This window comes from Bacillus sp. KICET-3 (genome assembly GCF_033261025.1).
Classification (GTDB): Bacteria; Bacillota; Bacilli; order Bacillales; family Bacillaceae; genus Bacillus; species Bacillus sonorensis.
In genome coordinates this window covers 3,522,981-3,542,950 of the sequence record NZ_CP137345.1, presented here as the reverse complement: position 1 = coordinate 3,542,950, position 19,970 = coordinate 3,522,981, and the positions used below count along the sequence as shown (strand labels likewise).

The window sequence follows — 19,970 nt, the reverse complement described above, 5'->3', positions numbered from 1 at the left end:
TACGATGAAACGACAGTACCGGCTGGCAAATGAACATGATGCCAAAGAGCTTTTGGCGTTGACGAGGCGGGCCTATGAGCCGATTCGAAAGCTTGGCATTCATTTTGCAGCAGCACATGCCGATCTGGATTTGGTATTGAACAATATCCGGAAAAATGCGTGCTATGTCATGGAAGAAGATGGGCGGATTATCGCGACCATTTCATTAAGAATGCCGTGGGGACAGCAGCCGGGGCCATACGGAGTTCCACATATCTGGTGGTTTGCTGTTGATCCTGCTTCCGGAAAAAAAGGTGTAGGTTCAGAGCTGCTTCAATGGCTCGAACAAACGGTCCTCCGAGACACGCTAAAAGTTCCGTTCGTATCGCTTGGTACGGCGGATAAGCATCCGTGGCTGATCGACATGTATGAAAGAAAAGGATATGTCCGGACAGGGGAACAAGACCTTGGCAAAGGACACATGACGGTTTATATGAAAAAAGAAATACGGACTGATCTATCACATAAAAAGGCGGGGAAATCATGATGAAAATGAAAAAATGGACTGTTCTGCTGGTTGCCGCATTAATCGCAATACTATCGGCTTGCGGAAATGGCAACAGCAGCGCTGATCAAGATGATAAGGTACTTCATGTCGGCGCGACCGGACAGAGCTATCCGTTCGCATATAAAGAAAACGGAAAGCTGACAGGTTTTGATGTTGAAGTGATGACGGCCGTAGCGAAAAAGCTTGATATGAAACTGGAATGGAAGCTCCTTGAATTCAGCGGACTGATGGGAGAGCTTCAAACCGGAAAGCTTGATACCATTTCGAATCAGGTAGCGGTCACTGACGAGCGCAAGCAAATGTACAATTTCACAAAGCCGTACTCTTATGCCGGAACACAGATTGTTGTAAAAAAAGACAACGATGACATCCAATCAGTAGACGATCTTAAAGGTAAGACTGTGGCGGCTGTTCTCGGTTCAAATCATGCGAAAAACCTTGAAAGCAAAGACCCTGATAAAAAAATCAACATCAAAACATACGAAACGCAGGAAGGTACGCTGAAGGACGTGGCTTACGGACGCGTGGACGCCTATGTCAACAGCAGAAGCGTGCTGATCGCACAAATTAAGAAAACGGGTCTGCCGCTGAAGCTTGCCGGAGATCCAATTGTTTATGAGCAAGTCGCATTCCCGTTTCCAAAGGATGATGCGCACGACAAACTCCGCCAAAAGGTGGATAAAGCACTGGATGAACTGCGTAAGGACGGAACGCTGAAAAAGCTTTCAGAAAAATATTTTAAAGAAGATATAACAGTGGAGAAGAAGTATTGAGAACGGCGGTGAAACACAAAAATGAATACGATTGATTGGGGATTTATGATTTCTGCATTCCCGGCCTTGATTCAAGCCCTGCCGATCACCTTGTTCATGGCTGTGGCCGCTATGATCTTTGCGATCATCGGGGGACTTGTTCTTGCACTTATTACAAAAAACCATATTCCTGTGCTTCATCAGCTGTCGAAGGTCTATATTTCATTCTTTCGCGGCGTGCCGACGCTTGTGCAGCTTTTCTTAATTTACTACGGCTTGCCGCAGCTGTTTCCGGAGATGAGCAAAATGACGGCTTTAACAGCCGCCATCATCGGTTTAAGCCTAAAAAACGCCGCCTATTTAGCGGAAATTTTCCGCGCCGCCCTAAACTCGGTTGATGAAGGGCAGCTTGAGGCGTGCTTGTCAGTCGGGATGACAAAGCTGCAGGCGTACAGACGGATCATCCTTCCGCAAGCGGCCAGAAACGCGATACCGGCAACCGGCAACACGTTTATCGGGCTCCTAAAAGAAACCTCATTAGCATTTACTTTAGGAGTGATGGAGATGTTTGCCCAGGGGAAGATGTATGCATCAGGCAATTTGAAATACTTTGAAACCTATATGGCGGTTGCGATTGTTTACTGGGCTCTGACGATTATCTACAGCATCTTGCAGGATCTGTTTGAACGCGCCATCAGCAAGCCATACCGGACTTAGAGGTGAAATCAGTTGATAAAAGTGAAAAATATCCGCAAAGCGTTTAAAGATCTCGTCGTACTGGATGGGATAGACCTTGAAGTCAAGCGAGGAGAAGTAGTGGCGATCATCGGCCCGTCCGGATCCGGAAAATCGACGCTGCTCCGCTGTCTGAATCTTTTGGAACGTCCGGATCAAGGCATTATCGAAATTGGAGAAACCAAATTGAACGCCGAAAATTATACACGTAAAGAAGCTTACCGGCTTCGCCAGCAAACCGCCATGGTGTTCCAAAATTACAACTTGTTTAAAAATAAAACCGCTATACAAAACATTACAGAAGCTTTGATCGTCGCACAAAAAAAGCCGCGTGAAGAAGCGAACCGGATCGGTATGGAGATTTTGAAGCAAGTCGGCTTGGAACATAAGGCAGACAGCTATCCGGTTACGATGTCCGGCGGGCAGCAGCAGAGAATCGGCATTGCCCGGGCGCTTGCTGTCGATCCGCACGCGATTTTGCTTGATGAGCCGACTTCGGCGCTGGACCCGGAGCTTGTTACGGGTGTGCTTCAAGTCATCAAATCCATTGCGGAAAAACAAACGACAATGATCATCGTCACTCATGAAATGGCGTTTGCCAAAGAAGTCGCAGATAAGGTGATATTTATGGCAGACGGCCATATCATCGAGAAGGGAACGCCGGAAGAACTGTTTGATCATCCGCAAAACGAACGGACGAAAAAGTTTATCAAGCAGGTGGGAGAACCTGCTGAACTGATATAGAAGGGATGAGAGGAATGTCCGAGGAGTATAATAAAGCGCTGCATACACGTTTAGTGAGCATGCGACGTGAACTTCATGAACATCCTGAGCTGTCGTTCCAGGAATTTGAAACGACGAAAAAAATCCGCCGCTGGCTGGAAGAAGAAAACATTGCAATACTGGACACTCCGAAGCTTGAAACAGGTGTAGTTGCAGAAATCAAAGGGCGGGAGGAAGGCCCGGTTATTGCGTTGAGGGCCGATATAGACGCTCTTCCGATTCAGGAGCAGACGGGTCTTCCGTTTGCTTCTAAAACCGAGGGAACGATGCATGCGTGCGGGCACGATTTTCATACAGCATCAATCATTGGCACAGCCATTTTGCTGAACAGAAGAAAAAAAGAATTAAAAGGTACGGTCCGCTTCATTTTTCAGCCTGCGGAGGAAATTGCCGCAGGAGCGCGGATGGTTATTGAAGCGGGTGGATTGGACGGCGTTTCTGCTATTTTTGGCATGCACAATAAACCTGATTTGCCGGTCGGCACAATCGGCCTGAAGGAGGGCGCCTTAATGGCGAGCGTCGACCGTTTTGAGATCCTTGTTAGAGGAAAAGGCGGACACGCCGGCATTCCGAACAACAGCATCGACCCGATCGCTGCCGCAGGGCAAATCGTCAGCGGCTTGCAATCAGTCGTCAGCCGCAATATCAGCTCGCTGCAAAACGCGGTTGTCAGCATTACAAGAATACAGGGAGGAAGCTCGTGGAACGTGATCCCCGATCAGGTGGGAATGGAAGGCACCGTCCGCACGTTTCAAAAAGAAGCAAGAGAGGCCGTTCCGAAGCATATGGAACGAATGGCAGAAGGAATAGCTGCGGGCTTCGGAGCACAGGCTGAATTCCGCTGGTTTCCCTATTTGCCTTCCGTTCAAAATGACGGACGATTTTTGCGTGCGGCTTCAGAAGCTGCGACCCGCCTCGGCTATCAAACGGTTCCGGCTGAACAGTCTCCCGGGGGAGAAGACTTCGCTCTTTACCAGGAAAACATTCCGGGCTTTTTTGTATGGATGGGAACCAGCGGGACGGAGGAATGGCACCATCCGGCATTCACATTGGATGAAGAGGCTTTGATAGTGGCCGCCCGCTATTTTGCCGAGCTGGCTGTTATTGCGCTGGAGACGGTCAAATGATTGGACTGGAGCTGACAAAAGGTCTCGCCCGCGCCATCGTATCGTCGCGTCCCGAGGATTCAGCCGAAGCGATGCATGAAGCGAAAAAAGGACTTCTCGATTTTACGGCCGCATCATTTGCGGGAAGACATGACGGCGGTATTCAAAAACTGCTGCAGCTGATCGAGACAGAAGGCGGAGAGCCGATCGTTCCCCTTATCGGCCAGGGAAAAAAAGCATCTCCCTTACAAGCTGCGCTGCTCAATGGGTTTATGGCACATGCGCTTGATTTTGACGATGTCCATTCCGATGTAAGAGGGCACCCAAGCGCGGTCATTTTGCCCGCGCTTATTTCTTCTGCGGCGGCCCGCCGGGAGGATGATCGTTTTTTCGGCGCATATATTTTGGGTGTAGAAGTCATGGCAAGGCTGGGTGAGTCGATTGGCAGCCGTCACTATGAAAAAGGATGGCACAACACGGGGACGCTGGGGGCCATTGCCGCGGCCTGCGCGGCAGGCTATGCAGAGAACCTGTCTGAGGAAGAGCTTGAAAAGGCGATCGGTTTTGCCGCCTCTCAATCGGCGGGAATGCGGGTGCAGTTTGGTACAGAGATGAAACCGCTGCACGCCGGCTTAGCCGCTCAATCCGGATTATTCGCCGTCAAACTGGCTCAGGCCGGCTTCGGCGGCTCTAACGCCGCTCTTGATGGCGAACTTGGTTTCTTCAGTCTTTACGGCGATTTGGAAAAGGCGGAAAAAGTACTGTTAAGAGAGTGGGGCACATCATGGAGAATCGTTCATCCGGGACTGTGGTTTAAAGTGTATCCATTCTGCTCTGCCGCACACCACGCGGCAGATGCGATTCTCAAGCTTATCGACGAGCATGGCGTTCGAGCCGGCAATACGGAACGAATTGAAGTCGTCTTTCCTCCGGAGGGAGACGCAGCTTTAACGGAAAGGCGGCCGGCAACAGGAGAAGAAGGGCGCTTCAGCGTGGAATACGTGATCGCCCTTGCCTTGAATGGACAGGAACTGACGGCAGACCGCTTCACCCATAAGCCGATCCCAAGCAGCATCCGCGATGTTCTGCCGCGGATTCATCGTGTATATGACGCTGGGATTCGCCCGGCTCCGGAAGCTGTGCCGAAAGGCCGGTTCACCATTGTCCGCGCATTTCTTACAGACGGGCGTGTATGTGAAGCCCGTGTCGATTGCCCGAGGGGAGCCCCGGGCAATGAATTATCGGAAAAAGAAATTAGAGAAAAGCTGAAACTTGCGCTTTATGCTGATGAACGAAAAGCGGACCACTTGCTTTTTGCGATTGAACAAATCGGCATTCAGCAATTTTTATCGCAGCTATGAAGTTTTACCCTCTGGCATACGCCGTTCCTGAAGTCATAGGCACTAAACTGGCAGCAAGAACGCTGTTTGTTTCGTGTTTTTTTCTTAAAAAAAGCTTGCCGGCAAGCCGGTTTTCCCCGGCTTGATCGACAAGCTTTCAGGCCGTCTTTATGACAGCTTGACCTTCAGTCCCGCAAAAGCAGGTTCTCGTGCACAGTCTGTCCGATCAGCCGGTCGGCCTGCTCAGGCAAATCGTCGAGACACCCGTATTCATAATCCCATAAGTTCATGAAGGAGCGGGCGGCCTTTTGAAAAGAGGTTTCATCGGCTCCTTGTATTTCCTGATAAAAAGCCTTTAGCAGCGACTCTCTGTTCATGACCTGTTCCTCCTTCAAAACTTTTGTCTAGTGGTGTTCAGGTTTGAATGTTTTACAGTCTGTTTCTTCGCTTTTTGAAGCTTTTTCACCTTCGGCATGGCTTACGACATAAATGGCATCAGCCGTACATTTGTTTCCTTTATCCCAGTACGTGCAGTTGCTGACTTCACACAGTATTTTTTGTTCCATTTATGATTGGCCCCCCTTAAAAATATTGTACGACTTTAGCTTAACCGATCCGGCCCGATTCATACTTATTCAGGCTGTTTAATGTACCGCTTGTCCTTCATGAATAATTTCCAGAAGTAATAGAACCCGGGAAATAAAATAATAAAACCGACGATGTACGAGATGAACAGCGCCCGAAACGTTTCCGGGGCGGTAAAGCCGGATTGAATCGTCACATCGGGGTAGATCATGAAAGGAAGATGAGCTCTTCCATACACATAGCTTGCCGTGAAATATTGGAGGGTAATCGCGATGACGGCGAGACGCGGCTTTCCTAGACGGTCTTGATTATAAGTATTTGGCAGAAACAAAGCGCCGAAGGCGACAAGAAACAGCAGGAACGATAAAATCAGCCATGGGAGCCCGTTCATCATTTTGGTGTAAAGCCAGCTTGCTTCGGCTCTCATCGTCATCATTATGCTAAAGGACATGATCAAGGCAAGAGGCCCGGTGATTAAAGCGTTCCGTCGATAGACCTGGTAGGCGTCTTTCTCGTCTGCCACATTTGAAAAATCGGCAAGCAGCAGGGATGATAAAAACAAGGTGCTGAAAATGGCAAAACCCATAAATGAGTAGGCATGCGGGCTTAAAAATAAATCGGTGAAATTCAGCTGATAGCTGCCGTTCCGCTGGGAGACGAAAGGTCCGTGAGTAACGGGCAAAACAAGAATTAACACGGCGGGAATAATGAATCCGCTGATCCCTGAAACATATGTCAGCGCTCTTTCATAGCCTTTGGCAGCGTGGGAAAAGACCAAGAATCCGCTGCGAATGGCCAGCAGCAATAGAATGATGCTGCCCGGAATCAAAAGCACGGTTCCCAATACAAACGTTCCGCCGGGGAAAAAGCTGAAAAGGGCCACAACAATTCCGACAATAAAGACATTCGTGACTTCCCATGTCGGAGAAAGGTAGCGGTTTGCGATATTCGTCGCTTTCAGCTGCTGCTTATTCATATAGACCATCGACCAAAAGCCGGCACCAAAATCCATGCTCGCCATGACGGCGTAGATAAATATAAATCCCCACACGATCGAAATAGCCAGCAGGGCATCTGTTGTTCCATCCATTTGCATCATACGACTCCCTTCTTAAGCATCAGATGTTTTGAGATCCTCTTCGACTGGGTGGCGCTTGAAGTAGTACTGCAAAACAAAGACCACAGCCGCCCCCAAAATAATGTAGACGATAAAAAACAATACGAATAATAATCCGATTGATCCCGAAGCTGTCACCACTTCAGATGTCTTTTGCATGTGGTAAATGACCCAAGGCTGCCTCCCGGTACATGCAAAAACCCAGCCGAATTCAATCGCAAGCAGGCTGAGCGGCCCCGCCGTCGTAAATAAGATCAGCAGCCAGCGGGGAAAGCGGTCTTTTTTCAAAACCTTTCTCCATATAAAGCCGGCGGCGGCATAAACGATCAAGAGCCCGCCGATTAATACCATCCCGTTAAATAACGTATGAATGTACAAAGGCGGCCATTCATCTCTCGGAAACTCATTCAAGCCTTTTACAACAGTGTCAAACCGGTTGTCAGCCAAAAAGCTTAATGCCCATGGAATTTCAATCGCCCCTTTAATCGATTGCGTCTCTTCATCGGGAAATCCTCCGATCGCAAGCGGGGCATAGGACTGGGTTTTAAATAAACCTTCCGCTCCGGCCAGTTTTTCCGGCTGATAGCGGTGAAGAAACTGAGCTGATTCATGCCCGGAGAGCGCAGTCACGAGAGAAAACACACCGCCGACGAGCAGGCCGAGCAAAAGCGCCTTTCTGTGGAGGACATACACTTTTTCATCACCCCGATTGCGAAGCATTTTATATGCCGCGATTGTCGCAATAATGAAGGCGCCTGTCATAAACGCCGAGACGACGACATGGCTGGCCGTGATGAAAAAGCTTTTGTTGAAAAAGGCTTTCCATGGCTGAACATCCGTAATTTCACCGTTTACAATCTTGAAGCCCTCAGGTGTTCCTTGAAAAGCGTGGACATTTGTAATTAAAATGGCGGAAGACGCCGCACCGATGACAATGGAGACGACGGCGATGATTCTCATCAGAGGAGTCAGGCGGTCCGCCGCATAAACATAAATCGACATAAATAAAGCCTCGACAAAAAAGGCGTATATTTCGATTTGAAATGGAAGGGACATCACTTTTCCGATGACTTCCATGAATCCCGGCCAAAGCAGGGCGAGCTGGGTTCCGGCAATCGTTCCGGTCGGAATGGCGACTCCAAGCAAAACCGCTTGGGCCTTTGTCCATCTCTTCGCCATAATGGAGTAGTGGGGGTCTTTTGTTTTTTGATAGATCAGCTCAGCCAGCAAAATCATTAAAGGAATTCCGACACCGAGCGAAGCAAAAATAATATGGAATCCCATTGTTGTTCCGAATAGGCTCCTTGCGAACATCAAATCATTCATCCGGAAAACCACCTTTCATTCACACCATTTTGCTTTTATTGTTCACCTCCTTATTTAGATTATTCTTCCTCTTTGATGGGAAAATTGTTATTATGCTTAAAAAATGTAAACGCGAATTTTTGACAAGAGGAAATTGATGGTTTATAATAAAACGTAATTGTTACGTTTTGAAAAAGGAGGAATAGGAATGAAGCCGAATATTCACCCGAAAACATATCAAGTGATTTTTCAGGATGTAAACAGCGGATACCGTTTTCTAAGCCGTTCAACAAGAACATCTTCTGAAACGGCGGAATGGGAAGACGGCAAAACATATCCCGTGATTAAAGTCGAAGTGAGTTCCGACACCCATCCGTTTTATACCGGCAGACAGAAATTCAATGAAAAAGGCGGACGGGTCGAACAGTTTAAGAAAAGATTTAATATGGATTAATCAAAAAAACACGCGCTGCAATGCGCGTGTTTTACGTTTGATTAATTTGACAATGCTTTTTTCAATACAGACAGGTTTTCTTTCATAATGGTGAGATAGTCTTTGCCGCTTTCTTTATCCTCTTTAGAGATGGATTCAAGGTTTTTCATGGTCAGGCTCTCCGCTCCGATTTCATTTTTAATGATCTCTGAGATTTTGCTGCTGACGTTGCTTTCAAAAATGACATATTTGATATTGTGTTCTTTCGCGGTTTTTACGATATTTTCAAGTTCTTTTTGGGAAGGCTCCTCTGTCGGTGAGAGGCCGAGCACGCTCATTTGTTTGATTCCATAGCGCTTTTCCCAGTAGCCGTACGCTGCGTGCGAGACAAGGATCTCTTTTTTATCAGCGCGGTCGACAGTTTGTTTGAAGTCTTGGTCCAGCTGTTTCAAATCCTTTTTTAGAGATTCATAGTTTTTCGTAAATGTTTTTTTATGCTCGGGTTCCAGTTTGACCAGTTCATCTTTGATGTTTTCCGCCAGTTTTTCTGCAAGAACAGGGTCAAGCCAAACGTGCGGGTCTTTATCTCCATGGTCGTGATCATGTTCTTCGGCTTCACCATGGTCATGGGCATGATCATGTTCTTCGTGAGCGGACTCCTCTTCGTGCCCGTGCTCTTCGTGCTCTTCTTCCTGTGACAGAAGATCAATGCCTTCGCCCGCTTTAACGATTTTGACGTCGCTGCCTTTTAATGTGTTCACGGCTTTATCTGCGAACCCCTCAACGCCTACGCCGGAATAAATGAAGGCATCTGCCTCTGAAATCTCTGCCATCGTTTTGGAGCTTGGCTCATAAGTGTGAGCTTCAACGTTGGGAGGGTAAACGCTTTTGACGTTTACATATTCCCCGCCGATTTTTTTAGTGAAATCCTCAAGCGGATAAATAGTCGTGTAAATGTCCAATTTTCCGTTGTCTTTTTGATCGCCGGAAGCTCCCGTGCTTGAGCAGCCCGCGGCTAATCCGGCAGCAAGAATGAATGCAGATGCTAATCCGAATGTCTTTTTCATTGTATTTCTCCTCTCAACATAAAAACTGAAATCGTTCCGATTTAATAATCCTGTATCATTGTATCGTAATAATTACGATTTGAAAAGAGGGAAATTTTTTGATGCATTCATAGAAACGCCTTACATCAGAGCTTGACGCTATAGAGAGCGCCGTTAAAACGTAAATATTACGATTTAATGGCGGGATTTTTGTTGGCGAGTAAAAAAAAAATGAAGTTATATGTTATATTTAGATATAAAAAATTGTATAGAAAGGAATTCGAGCATGAAACTTTTGGATAATATTCTAAAATTCAACCAGCAGTTTGTTGAACGGCAGGATTATAAAAAGTATGAGACGAGCAAATACCCGGATAAAAAAGTGGTTATTCTATCCTGTATGGATACGAGGCTTGTTGAGCTACTGCCGCACGCCATGAATATGCGGAACGGCGACGTTAAAATCGTCAAAAGCGCAGGCGCTCTTGTTGCCCATCCTTTTGGGAGCATCATGAGAAGCATTCTTGTCGCTGTTTATGAGCTGAACGCCGATGAAGTATGCGTTATCGGCCATTATGACTGCGGAATGAGCAAGCTGAAAAGCAAAAGCTTTTTGGAAAAAGCGGTCAAACGCGGAATTCCTAAGGAGCGGATTGAAACGCTGGAGTATTCGGGCGTCGATTTTGAACAATGGCTGAAAAGCTTTGACTCTGTCGAGGATAGTGTCAGAGACAGCGTCAGTGTCATCAAAAACCATCCGCTGCTGCCCCAGGACGTCCCTGTTCACGGACTTGTCATTGATCCTGAAACAGGCCGACTTGATCTTGTCGTCAACGGCTATCCGGAAGAGCATTAATCCTTTTGCTTTTTTTCAGGCACGGGATCGACGCCGCCGGGGTGAAACGGATGACATTTCAGAATCCGTTTGATGGTCAGCCAGCCTCCTTTGAGAGCGCCGTGTTTTTCGATCGCTTCAAGGCCGTAATTCGAGCAAGTCGGATAAAAGCGGCAGGACGGCGGCAAAACGGGCGATATCCATTTTTGATACGTACGGATGATCAGAAGGAAAAGAGTTTTCATGTGTTCAGCACCTTTTTTTCTTCATATTATAATATAAGAGAAAATCATACAAAATGAAAAAGCATTTACCTAAAAACATACCGGCAAAGTATGATATAATACAAAAAGAGTAGAAAGAGGGGAGAGATGGAAATGCCTTCAGTTGAAAGTTTTGAACTAGATCATAATGCAGTAAAAGCGCCTTATGTTAGACATTGCGGGGTTCATAAAGTGGGAACGGACGGCGTTGTTAACAAGTTCGATATCCGTTTTTGCCAGCCGAATAAACAGGCGATGAAACCCGATACGATTCATACATTGGAGCACCTGCTTGCCTTTACGATCCGCACTCACGCTGAAAAATACGACCATTTTGACATTATCGACGTTTCACCGATGGGCTGCCAGACAGGCTATTATCTTGTGGTGAGCGGTGAGCCGACAGCGGAGGAAATCGTTGATTTGCTTGAAGATACGTTTAAGGAAGCCGTTGAAGTGACGGAAATTCCTGCCGCCAATGAAAAGCAATGCGGCCAGGCTAAGCTTCATGATCTTGAAGGTGCAAAACGCATGATGCGTTTTTGGCTTTCACAAAGCAAGGAAGATTTATTAAAAGTATTTGGATAAAGGTTTTCAAACAGCCGGCTCCATCTTTTGAAGATGGGAGCCGGTTTTTGATTTGTTCACAAAGAAAATAATGCCATAAATGCCGGAACTTTGCTACACTAAGTATGTGTATATCATATGAAAAAGGGTGATAGGATGCGTTTGGGAAAATGGCTTATATTCTTGGTGTTACTGGGCGGCCTATCCGCCTGCAGCCAGGCGGACAAGCCGGCAACGTCGGCAGAGGAGCCCAAGGTGCTGACCGCAAAGCTTTCGGCGCCTAAGCAGGCGGCGAAAAATGAAAGGGCTGTCATTAAAGCGTCCGTGCTTTACGGGGACGAGCCTGTAACAGATGCAGATGAAGTCGAGTTTGAAGTTTGGAAGTCGGGAAGCAAAGAGAAAAGCGAACTTCAAAAAGCAAAGCATGATGGAAAAGGGATCTACAGTATGGAAAAAGCATTCCCTGAAGATGGAGTTTATAAAATTCAGGTCCATGTCACGGCAAAGAAGCAGCATACAATGCCTGTTACGGAAATGAAAGTAGGATCACCGAAGAATGATCCGGAAACAGATGATAAGGAAGAAGCCCACCATCATTGACCGGTCTCTTCTTCCTCCATCCTGCGGCCCTGTGGAAGGGGATCGATTTTGTGCCGATAATCATATGCTTTGGCTGTTGTTACCAGTGATAATACGAGAACCGCGCCTGTAATCAGAATGCCTGCGACAATCCAGAAGACCATAAAGAAACCTCCAAGTCCTTTTTCTATAGTTTACCATATAAGGGGATGAATTAGGAGTAAAAGAAATGTTTCCTGTACAAGCTAAACGGGTAAACCAAAAGTAAACCAAAAGGAGGACGATCGAGTATGTCGGAAAAATTGAAAACAACGGTGAATCAACAAGTCGCAAACTGGACTGTACTTTACGTAAAGCTACATAATTATCATTGGTATGTGAAAGGCAAAGACTTTTTTACACTGCATGAAAAATTTGAAGAGCTTTATACAGAAGCCGCTCAATACATTGACGATTTGGCTGAACGTCTGCTGGCCATGCAAGGTTCTCCGGTGGGAACGATGAAAGAGTGCCTTGAAATCTCGACGATTAAAGAAGCGGACGGCAGCGAGACGGCGGAACAGATGGTAGAGGCGATTTACAACGACTTTTTAAAGGTGGCCGAAGAGCTGAAAAGCGGGATGGAGCTTGCTGATGAAGTGAATGATGAAACGACGGGAGACATGCTTCTCGCCATTCATCAAACGATTGAAAAGCACAACTGGATGCTGAAATCATATTTGGGATGAAGGAAAGACCCGGGTGATGCCGGGTCTTTTTTGTTTTCTCCATGAAGTTTCGTTCTTTTTAAAGCCTTTTTTATGAATTGTCAAACAATTCATCCAAGCCTTTCAAAGCATCTTTTCATAGGATAAGCTATGAAACGTTTTGTTTGAAAGGATGTTGAAGCGCATGAACAAAGACTTAGGCATCTTTTCGCTATTTTCAATCGGTTTTTCGGCTTTCGGATTTTTGTTTGGTGCAATTGAATATTTGTTTTTAATTTTAATTACGTTAATGGGGATTGAGTTTGTCAGCAAAAGTTTGAGCGAATGTGTGAAAGATCAATTTACGATCAAGAGCTTGTTTACAAGATTGGCGAAAAAATTTGTGACGCTTTTTCTCATATCAGTCGCGCACTTTTTTGATCAACTGTTGCAGACGGATAATTCGATCCGCGATTTTTCGATCGTGTTTTATATTTTGTATGAAACATTTTTGATTGTGAGCACTGCTCACGCACTGGGCATACCTGTCCCGCAAATCTTTTTGGATATTCAGGAATTCGTTAAAAATAAACTGCAAAGAGGACCGTAACATTTTAAAACAACAGGCAATACTAACGGGAAAAAGGGATGATCACTTTGGAAAAGAGGACATACTATATTTCAGTTCAAGATGGAATGATTTCGCAGCACTCCGGCGCTTCTCCCTGGGAATTCGAGATTTCGGCGGACGATGACGATATCATCATATTAAGAGAATATTTTGACCAGCTGCATTCCCAGGATTGGATCAACTTTTTCCGTGCGCATGTGCCGGCTGTCGAATACCATTATGACAGCTCAAATGATAAAATGGATGAGCTTCGCAGGAATATTTACGGGATGCTCTACCGTCTCGGCAATGAAGAAACAAGATCGTTTATCAGCGAGAACGGTCTTTGTGATATCAAATCCGCTGATTGAGATATGGCGCAAAAAACCTCTTCTTTTATGAAGAGGTTTTAGCGCGCCGACAAACCCTCGCATTCGTTGTCAGGCCTGCGCGTCGGTGCTCACGAATTCCAACATTCGCTCCGCTCCGATGCGCAGGCCTTCCTAGACTGCAAGGGTTTTCAATCACGCTGAGAGGTTTTAAACATGCTATCTTCTATTGTTTAAAAGGTTTCCGATGATATCGCCGATTCCGCCGCCCTGCTCTTGGCGGTGCGGCCCCTGGTCGTGCTGGTGCACCGGCTGATTCGTCATGCCTTGGCGCGTGTTCTGCCAGGCGCTGCCCTGGGTTTGCGCCTGGTAGCGCTGATCGTCAAGCCCTACTCTTAAGCCCGCCTGTCTTTCAAACGGCTGGACAATGACGATCTGTCCTGGTTCTTGAAATTCAAACATATATGATTCACCGGAAGTTTGTCCGATGATTGTTTTCCAGTTCACATCTAATTTTACTTTTGGAGCCGGACCCGTCCAGGCTACGATTGCATCGGGGTCGACCCGGCACGGGCTTTCCAGGATGAGCGGGTTGCCGGCCGTTTTAACGGCGACTTGGGCACCCGCCCCGTTAAATGAAAGCTTTGAAGTAAAAAGCCCTTTTTGGGATAAAACGCCGACACCGACAGGCGTGACACCGTAATGGCAGCTTTCTGTAAAAGCGAGCAGGTCTTCGCTTTCGACACAGACGCTCTGCCAAATCCCGTTAGGCTCAAGGTTAATGACTGTGACGTGATCGCTTTGGTCAGCTAGATAACAGACTCCGTGGCCGGTTACTTCCATCATTTCGAGATTTTCTCCCGTTATTTTTCTGCTTATGTGGTTGAATACTTGTTTGACTATGCTTCCCTGGTTAGTCCCGAGCAGCCGTTTGCTGTATTTCAATTGACCCTGATCTGCGATCATGGCCCCTTTCTTTGCAAAAAAACGCCCGCTCCCTTCAGCTTTTAATGTTAGTTCTTGTACTGTATCCAAGTAGAAACCCAATGGTGACATCTCCTTCAAACATGATAGTGGGTAAATGTTTCGTTCGGCCGGTCTGCCGGTAAATGTCCGGCTTGTCCTTTCATCAGACGATTTGATCGTATATTCAAGTTATCAAACGATGGGATCAATATAATTACGCGGGAGGTGCGCGAAAGGTTTCTTTTCTATCCGACTTTTTGATGTTTAAAAAAGACGGATGTTTGCGAAAGTGTTTTAAGCCGCGCCATTTTGTGAAACAATAAAATGAAAATTTACAGTGATTTCGTTTGGCAAATGTACAAAAAGACTACCGAAAAAACGGATATGTGATATGATGAGTGGAAGAAGCGAGGAAACGGATTAGAGGGATTAAGATGTACGAATTTAAAGACTTTTACCGTAATACAGTTCAGCTCTCCTTTGATGACCATCCCTTTTCACAGGCTCCAAAGCATGTTTGGGTGATCTGCCGATATCAAAACCAGTGGCTTTTAACAAATCACCAGGATAGGGGATACGAATTTCCCGGAGGTAAAGTAGAGCCCTTTGAAAACGCCGAGGAAGCCGCTTTGCGGGAAGTGAAGGAAGAGACGGGGGCTGCTGTAAAGAAGCTGACATATATCGGCCAATATAAAGTCCTTGGCAGGGAAAAAGTAATTATTAAGAATATATATTTTGCTGAGATTGATAAGATTGAAAAACAGGAGACGTATTATGAGACGAAAGGTCCTGTTTTGCTGAACAGCCTGCCCGGGGATATTGCAAAGAACAGAAAATACAGTTTTATCATGAAAGACTCCGTTCTCCAAATCAGCCTTGAGAAGCTGAAAAAAGACGGTATGATCGAATAGAAGGCCCTGCCAATCAGCAGGGCCTTTTCTAATTACGTTCTCCCTTTCATCCATTTTCTTTCCAAAAGCTCGACACATTGGTACATGATCGTTGCAAATACGGCGATGATCAGGAGACTCAGCATCACAAGGGTGAAGTTAAAGACTTGAAATCCGTATATGATCATATAGCCGAGGCCCTGGGCGGATACTAAAAATTCCCCCACGATCACGCCGACCCAGCTCAGCCCGACATTCACTTTCAACGCGGAAATGATCGTCGGAATTGAAGCGGGAAGAATCACTTCTTTAAAAATCTCGCTTTTTTTCGCACCGAATGTTTTCATAACCTTGATGTAATTTTCATCAATTTCCTGAAAGGACGTATAGACGACGATTGTGGTAATAATGACGCTGATAATGGCGCCCATGGCAATGATGCTTGTTAGACTCGGACCGATGGCGACGATCAGGATGGGGCCCAGTGCGACCTTTGGCATCGCATTAAGGACGACGAGATAGGGATCCAATATGTTGGAAAGCCGCGGAAACCACCATAAAAGAGCAGCCAGAAAAGTTCCGAGCAAGGTTCCAAAGAGGAAGCCGAGTATCGTTTCAAATACGGTTACACCGATGTGCCCGGGCAATGAACCGTCGCCCATTTTCTCCAGGAAAAGCGCCCAGACGGCTGAAGGGGAGCTGAAAATAAGCGGATCGATCCATGCCATGCGGCTGGCCGTTTCCCACAGGGCGAAAAAAACGATGAAAATCGCAGCCTGATAAAAACGGACCCGCCTTTTTTCCGCCTGCTGCTGCTTTAAAAATTCCTGATGAAGGAAATCAACTTTTTGTCTGATGTTGTTCAAGGTGATTGAGCTCCTTCCATATGGTCTGAAACAGGACCTGGAATTCCGGTTCCTGCCTGGCATCAAAAGGTGTCATCCCTTTAAGAGATTCAGGGACTGTAAAGGTTTTATGGATCGTTCCGGGCTGTTTTGAAAACAGTAAAATCCGGTCGCTCATCGCAATCGCCTCGCCGATATCATGGGTGACGAGAACGGCTGTTTTTTGATACGTTTTTAATGTGTTGAAAACCAAATCTTCAAGGTTCAGTTTTGTCTGATAGTCAAGGGCTGAAAAGGGTTCATCCAGCAGCAGAATGTCGGGGTCGACGGCAAGTGTGCGGGCGAGAGAAGCTCTCTGCCTCATCCCGCCGGAAAGCTCCTTCGGATACTTTGTTTCAACTTGATACAGTCCGAGCTTTGCCAATAGATCCAAAGCGGATTTTTTCGATTCGGGCGTCAGTTTTTTCGAAATCTGCAAACCAATCAAGACGTTTTCTTCAATCGTTTTCCAGGGAAATAAATAGTCCTGCTGCAGCATATAGCCAATATGCAGATCTTTTTCATCAGGCGTGCGGCTGTCGATCAAGACGCGTCCCGCTGTGGGGGAAATGATCCCGGCGATGATCGAAAGCAGCGTCGTTTTGCCGCATCCGCTCGGACCGAGAAATGACACAAATTCGCCTTTTTCCGCTTCAAAGCTGATATTCTCAAGCGCTGCTGTTTTTTCTTTCAGAGAGAAATAAGTATGCGTGATATCCTGAACTTGCAAAAAAGACAATGCGGCCACCTCCTAGTGATTTTTTGTGACCTTTTCGGCAATCTTTGTATTGACCAGTTTCTGATGGGAGGTGTATTTCGGCAGCTCACCGGCTTCATCCATAATGGTTTGAAGCTGATTCCATTCCTTTTCATCCAAAATCGGATTTTGCGCAAAGGATTTTTGCTGTTTATACCGTTCGATTGAGGATTCAAGAATCGAAGGCTCCGTATCTTTAAACTGGTCCTGGATGCTGAGAGCGGCTTCTTTTGAGGAGTGCGACTCGATCCATTGCTGTGCTTTATAGATCGCACGGGTGAATTTTTCAGCGGTAGCCTCGTTTTTCTTTAAATAGCTTGCTTTTGCCATAAATGTCGTATAGGGAATCCGTCCGGATTCTTTGCCGAAGGAGGCGACAATGCGGCCGATGCCTTCTTTTTCAAAAATTGAGGCCTGCGGTTCGAAAAGCTGAACATAATCGCCGGTTCCGGAAGCAAAGCTGTTTGGGATATTTGCAAAATCGATCGTTTGAATCAAATCGATGTCTTTTTTCGGATCAATGCCTTTCTGTTTTAAGACAAACTCTCCGGCCATCTGAGGCATTCCGCCTTTCCGCTGTCCGAGGAAGGTTTTGCCCTTCAGCTGTTCCCAGCTGAAGTGATCCGTTTTTTCGCGGGCGACGAGGAACGTTCCATCCGTTTGGGTGAGCTGCGCGAAATTGATGATTGGGTCGCTTGCGCCTTGGGCATTGACGTAGATCGAAGTTTCAGAACCGACAAGCGCGATATCCGCGCCGTTCGATAGCAGGGCCGTCATGGTTTTATCGCCGCCCCACGTTGTTTTCAGCTCGACATCCAAGCCTTCTTTCTTAAAGAAATCTTCAGATATGGCGATATATAATGGCGTATAGAAAACAGAACGGGTCACTTCTGCCAGCCGGACCTTCTCTGCTTTTTGTCCGCCGCATGCAACGAGGATAAACAGCATCAGGGTGAAGGATACTATCATAAAAAAGAAACGCTTCAAACCGATTTCCCTCCTTTGATTTCGGTTGCTTTCGGCATAAAATAGTTTATGTTAAATACAAAACAGGTGTGAGGGACGACTGCGGATTAAGAGGTGAACAAACAATGTTGTTAGAAAAAACCAGGTTCCCGTCACCGAATAAACAGATTCGCCTGTTTACCGTCACATATTTGTCACAGGGGCTTAAAGTCAAGGGCCTGTTGGCTGAACCGGCCGCGCCCGGCCGCTATGACGGATTTCTGTATTTGCGGGGCGGGATCAAAAGCGTCGGGATGGTCAGACCCGGCAGAATCGTTCAATTCGCCGTACAAGGATTTGTCGTCTTTGCTCCGTATTACAGGGGCAACCAGGGCGGTGAAGGCAATGAAGACTTTGCCGGGGATGACCGGGAAGACGCATTTGCCGCTTTCCGATTCCTTCAGAATCACGAGCTTGTGAAGGATCGGCGGGTTCATATATTCGGATTCTCAAGAGGCGGAATCATGGGCATTTTGACGGCCATCCAAATGAAATCGGCGGCCGCTTCATTTGTGTCATGGGGAGGAGTCAGCGATATGGTTCTGACCTATCGGGAGCGTAAAGATTTGCGGCGGATGATGAAACGGGTCATAGGCGGCACGCCTGAAAAAGTTCCGCAAGCATATGCGCGAAGGACGCCGTTTGACAAAATCGCAAGGATAGAAGCGCCGATATTGCTGATCCATGGTGCAAAGGACCAAAATGTATCGATCGAGCACGCCAGACGCTTTGAACGGGAATTGATCAAAAGAAACAAACCGGTTGAAACGTGGTATTTTCATTCATTCACACACTACTTTCCTCCAAAAGAAAACAGACGGATTGTGAGGAAGCTTGCGCAGTGGATGAAAAGCAGGTAATGGACAAGCTATGGTAAACTAAAGTGAACAGAGTAAAAAGGAGGGGGATTTCAGGTGGGAATGCCAGTAGAATTTAATACGATGATCGTAACAAAAGGACAAGAAACGCGGGTCGAGGAAAATTTGTTTACGCTTGAAAAAGAAGGCTATCGGGTTTACCCTCTTCATGTGCCGATAGAAGTGAGAAAGACGAAGAGCGGTGATGTGACAGGGACAGCCCGTGCGGAGCGTCTGGAATGGTCGGAAGGACGCACTCATTTAACATATAGACTCGTTTCTTTAAATTCCACGAACTAAGCAAAAAAGCCAAGGTCGTATAGGACGTCCTTGGCTTTTCTGTATGATTATGCAGGTGCATCCTCTTCTTTTCCAACCCCATTTTTTGAAGTCAGTCTGTGAATGAGCATCGTGAGAGCGCCGTCCCCGGTGACATTCGTGGCCGTTCCCAGGCTGTCCTGTGCCAGATATAACAATTGTCTGAAATTCATTAAATGCATTTTTAAGCGTTTTGCCTGGCAGATAGGTAATTCCAATCCCCATAATGAAAGCGAAAATGAGCGCGCTCATGATGCTCATAAAGGGCGTCATTTCAATTGTAAAAAATCCGCTTTGCAGGACTTCTTCCGGATTTTTAAACTCTTGCAGCTGCTGACCGGAAATAATGGCGGGAAGCAGGTTTGATCCAGCCAGATACGCCAAGAGGCCCGCAATAATGGTTGAGGCATAGGCGATGCCCGCGGTAATCCCGAGAATTTTCCCCGCGCCGCGGCCGATCTGCCCAATTCCTGGAATGATAAAAGGAATGACAAATTGAATAAAGTTCCCAAACATGTCATTAAACGTGGCGGCGGTTTTGACAAACCAGAGCGGTGCAAAGCTTCCAATGATAACACCAAGAACAATTGCCGTGATAATCCTCGGCAGCAATCCAAATTCCATAGAAGTGTCCTCCTGAAATATACAAATGTTTTTTAAAAATATTATCATATG

At 46.5% G+C, this 19,970-nt stretch carries 28 protein-coding genes; 16 read left to right on the top strand and 12 right to left on the bottom strand.

Annotated features, from left to right (window positions below):
- Positions 1–4 precede the first annotated feature (4 nt).
- Genes R5H20_RS18055 through R5H20_RS18030 form a run of 6 tightly spaced genes read left to right on the top strand, consistent with a single transcriptional unit; the run spans position 5 to position 5,284 of the window.
- Positions 5–526, top strand: a complete 522-nt coding sequence (locus tag R5H20_RS18055; RefSeq protein ID WP_006636060.1) for a GNAT family N-acetyltransferase — start codon at positions 5–7, stop codon at positions 524–526.
- On the top strand, positions 526–1,320 hold the full coding sequence (locus R5H20_RS18050) for an amino acid ABC transporter substrate-binding protein (RefSeq protein WP_006636061.1): 795 nt from the start codon (positions 526–528) through the stop codon (positions 1,318–1,320). Before R5H20_RS18055 ends, R5H20_RS18050 begins: the two co-directional genes overlap by 1 nt.
- A gap of 21 nt (positions 1,321–1,341) precedes the next feature.
- Positions 1,342–2,016 (top strand): amino acid ABC transporter permease, encoded by a 675-nt coding sequence (locus tag R5H20_RS18045; RefSeq protein WP_006636062.1) that lies wholly within the window; start codon positions 1,342–1,344, stop codon positions 2,014–2,016.
- Between the two features lie 12 nt (positions 2,017–2,028).
- Positions 2,029–2,778: an amino acid ABC transporter ATP-binding protein gene (locus R5H20_RS18040; RefSeq protein WP_006636063.1), complete on the top strand. Its 750-nt coding sequence runs from the start codon at positions 2,029–2,031 to the stop codon at positions 2,776–2,778.
- 14 nt (positions 2,779–2,792) lie between these two features.
- The gene (locus R5H20_RS18035; RefSeq protein ID WP_006636064.1) at positions 2,793–3,944 is read left to right on the top strand and encodes a M20 peptidase aminoacylase family protein; all 1,152 of its coding nucleotides are present in this window, start codon (positions 2,793–2,795) and stop codon (positions 3,942–3,944) included.
- Complete coding sequence (locus tag R5H20_RS18030; RefSeq protein WP_006636065.1) at positions 3,941–5,284, top strand: MmgE/PrpD family protein; 1,344 nt, start codon at positions 3,941–3,943, stop codon at positions 5,282–5,284. The genes R5H20_RS18035 and R5H20_RS18030 overlap by 4 nt, the downstream gene beginning before the upstream one ends.
- A gap of 164 nt (positions 5,285–5,448) precedes the next feature.
- Here R5H20_RS18030 and R5H20_RS18025 read toward each other — a convergent pair whose 3' ends face one another.
- The 4 genes from R5H20_RS18025 to R5H20_RS18010 all read right to left on the bottom strand — a co-directional run bounded on the left by R5H20_RS18025 (position 5,449) and on the right by R5H20_RS18010 (position 8,291).
- Positions 5,449–5,640, bottom strand: coding sequence for a hypothetical protein (locus R5H20_RS18025; protein ID WP_006636066.1), 192 nt, complete (start codon positions 5,638–5,640; stop codon positions 5,449–5,451).
- Positions 5,641–5,667: 27 nt separating this feature from the next.
- Positions 5,668–5,829, bottom strand: a complete 162-nt coding sequence (locus tag R5H20_RS18020) for a DUF1540 domain-containing protein (protein ID WP_006636067.1) — start codon at positions 5,827–5,829, stop codon at positions 5,668–5,670.
- 65 nt (positions 5,830–5,894) lie between these two features.
- On the bottom strand, positions 5,895–6,938 hold the full coding sequence (locus R5H20_RS18015) for a cytochrome d ubiquinol oxidase subunit II (protein WP_006636068.1): 1,044 nt from the start codon (positions 6,936–6,938) through the stop codon (positions 5,895–5,897).
- Between the two features lie 21 nt (positions 6,939–6,959).
- Positions 6,960–8,291, bottom strand: a complete 1,332-nt coding sequence (locus tag R5H20_RS18010; RefSeq protein ID WP_006636069.1) for a cytochrome ubiquinol oxidase subunit I — start codon at positions 8,289–8,291, stop codon at positions 6,960–6,962.
- A 187-nt stretch (positions 8,292–8,478) separates the two neighbouring features.
- On the opposite strand from R5H20_RS18010, the gene R5H20_RS18005 reads away from it, so the two are divergent.
- Complete coding sequence (locus R5H20_RS18005) at positions 8,479–8,724, top strand: type B 50S ribosomal protein L31 (protein WP_006636070.1); 246 nt, start codon at positions 8,479–8,481, stop codon at positions 8,722–8,724.
- Between the two features lie 41 nt (positions 8,725–8,765).
- Here R5H20_RS18005 and R5H20_RS18000 read toward each other — a convergent pair whose 3' ends face one another.
- Positions 8,766–9,770, bottom strand: a complete 1,005-nt coding sequence (locus R5H20_RS18000) for a metal ABC transporter substrate-binding protein (RefSeq protein ID WP_006636071.1) — start codon at positions 9,768–9,770, stop codon at positions 8,766–8,768.
- 265 nt (positions 9,771–10,035) lie between these two features.
- Between R5H20_RS18000 and R5H20_RS17995 the strand changes: the two genes are divergently transcribed.
- Entirely contained in the window at positions 10,036–10,605 is a 570-nt protein-coding gene (locus R5H20_RS17995; RefSeq protein WP_006636072.1) for a beta-class carbonic anhydrase, read from the top strand.
- Here R5H20_RS17995 and yidD read toward each other — a convergent pair.
- On the bottom strand, positions 10,602–10,829 hold the full coding sequence (yidD, locus tag R5H20_RS17990) for a membrane protein insertion efficiency factor YidD (protein WP_006636073.1): 228 nt from the start codon (positions 10,827–10,829) through the stop codon (positions 10,602–10,604). The two genes, R5H20_RS17995 and yidD, sit on opposite strands and share 4 nt — an antisense overlap.
- A 132-nt stretch (positions 10,830–10,961) precedes the next feature.
- Here yidD and R5H20_RS17985 point away from each other — a divergent pair, with 132 nt between their 5' ends.
- Complete coding sequence (locus R5H20_RS17985) at positions 10,962–11,435, top strand: S-ribosylhomocysteine lyase (RefSeq protein WP_006636074.1); 474 nt, start codon at positions 10,962–10,964, stop codon at positions 11,433–11,435.
- A gap of 135 nt (positions 11,436–11,570) precedes the next feature.
- Positions 11,571–12,014: a FixH family protein gene (locus tag R5H20_RS17980; protein WP_006636075.1), complete on the top strand. Its 444-nt coding sequence runs from the start codon at positions 11,571–11,573 to the stop codon at positions 12,012–12,014.
- Here R5H20_RS17980 and ytzI read toward each other — a convergent pair.
- Positions 12,008–12,157 (bottom strand): YtzI protein, encoded by a 150-nt coding sequence (ytzI, locus tag R5H20_RS17975; protein ID WP_006636076.1) that lies wholly within the window; start codon positions 12,155–12,157, stop codon positions 12,008–12,010. The genes R5H20_RS17980 and ytzI overlap by 7 nt on opposite strands.
- Before the next feature lie 126 nt (positions 12,158–12,283).
- On the opposite strand from ytzI, the gene R5H20_RS17970 reads away from it, so the two are divergent.
- The 3 genes from R5H20_RS17970 to R5H20_RS17960 all read left to right on the top strand — a co-directional run bounded on the left by R5H20_RS17970 (position 12,284) and on the right by R5H20_RS17960 (position 13,660).
- Positions 12,284–12,721 (top strand): Dps family protein, encoded by a 438-nt coding sequence (locus tag R5H20_RS17970; RefSeq protein WP_006636077.1) that lies wholly within the window; start codon positions 12,284–12,286, stop codon positions 12,719–12,721.
- Between the two features lie 163 nt (positions 12,722–12,884).
- On the top strand, positions 12,885–13,289 hold the full coding sequence (locus R5H20_RS17965) for a phage holin family protein (RefSeq protein ID WP_006636078.1): 405 nt from the start codon (positions 12,885–12,887) through the stop codon (positions 13,287–13,289).
- Between the two features lie 47 nt (positions 13,290–13,336).
- The gene (locus R5H20_RS17960) at positions 13,337–13,660 is read left to right on the top strand and encodes a hypothetical protein (protein WP_006636079.1); all 324 of its coding nucleotides are present in this window, start codon (positions 13,337–13,339) and stop codon (positions 13,658–13,660) included.
- Between the two features lie 177 nt (positions 13,661–13,837).
- Here the strand turns inward: R5H20_RS17960 and R5H20_RS17955 are convergent, their stop codons facing one another.
- The gene (locus R5H20_RS17955) at positions 13,838–14,674 is read right to left on the bottom strand and encodes an AIM24 family protein (RefSeq protein ID WP_040347779.1); all 837 of its coding nucleotides are present in this window, start codon (positions 14,672–14,674) and stop codon (positions 13,838–13,840) included.
- Between the two features lie 344 nt (positions 14,675–15,018).
- On the opposite strand from R5H20_RS17955, the gene ytkD reads away from it, so the two are divergent.
- Positions 15,019–15,495 (top strand): RNA deprotection pyrophosphohydrolase, encoded by a 477-nt coding sequence (gene ytkD / locus R5H20_RS17950; protein ID WP_006636081.1) that lies wholly within the window; start codon positions 15,019–15,021, stop codon positions 15,493–15,495.
- Positions 15,496–15,527: 32 nt separating this feature from the next.
- Here ytkD and R5H20_RS17945 read toward each other — a convergent pair whose 3' ends face one another.
- Genes R5H20_RS17945 through R5H20_RS17935 form a run of 3 tightly spaced genes read right to left on the bottom strand, consistent with a single transcriptional unit; the run spans position 15,528 to position 18,084 of the window.
- Positions 15,528–16,340, bottom strand: coding sequence for an ABC transporter permease (locus R5H20_RS17945; protein WP_006636082.1), 813 nt, complete (start codon positions 16,338–16,340; stop codon positions 15,528–15,530).
- Positions 16,315–17,097, bottom strand: coding sequence for an ABC transporter ATP-binding protein (locus R5H20_RS17940; RefSeq protein WP_006636083.1), 783 nt, complete (start codon positions 17,095–17,097; stop codon positions 16,315–16,317). Before R5H20_RS17940 ends, R5H20_RS17945 begins: the two co-directional genes overlap by 26 nt.
- 12 nt (positions 17,098–17,109) lie before the next feature.
- Positions 17,110–18,084, bottom strand: a complete 975-nt coding sequence (locus R5H20_RS17935; RefSeq protein WP_173400968.1) for an ABC transporter substrate-binding protein — start codon at positions 18,082–18,084, stop codon at positions 17,110–17,112.
- Positions 18,085–18,206: 122 nt separating this feature from the next.
- Here R5H20_RS17935 and R5H20_RS17930 point away from each other — a divergent pair, with 122 nt between their 5' ends.
- Positions 18,207–18,980 carry an alpha/beta hydrolase family protein gene (locus tag R5H20_RS17930; RefSeq protein WP_006636085.1) on the top strand — a complete coding sequence of 258 codons (774 nt, stop codon included), beginning with the start codon at positions 18,207–18,209 and terminating at the stop codon, positions 18,978–18,980.
- A gap of 54 nt (positions 18,981–19,034) precedes the next feature.
- Positions 19,035–19,277 (top strand): DUF2584 domain-containing protein, encoded by a 243-nt coding sequence (locus tag R5H20_RS17925; protein WP_006636086.1) that lies wholly within the window; start codon positions 19,035–19,037, stop codon positions 19,275–19,277.
- On the opposite strand, the gene R5H20_RS17920 is transcribed toward R5H20_RS17925, so the two are convergent.
- Complete coding sequence (locus R5H20_RS17920; protein WP_006636087.1) at positions 19,260–19,919, bottom strand: cation:dicarboxylate symporter family transporter; 660 nt, start codon at positions 19,917–19,919, stop codon at positions 19,260–19,262. The two genes, R5H20_RS17925 and R5H20_RS17920, sit on opposite strands and share 18 nt — an antisense overlap.
- Positions 19,920–19,970 lie beyond the last annotated feature (51 nt).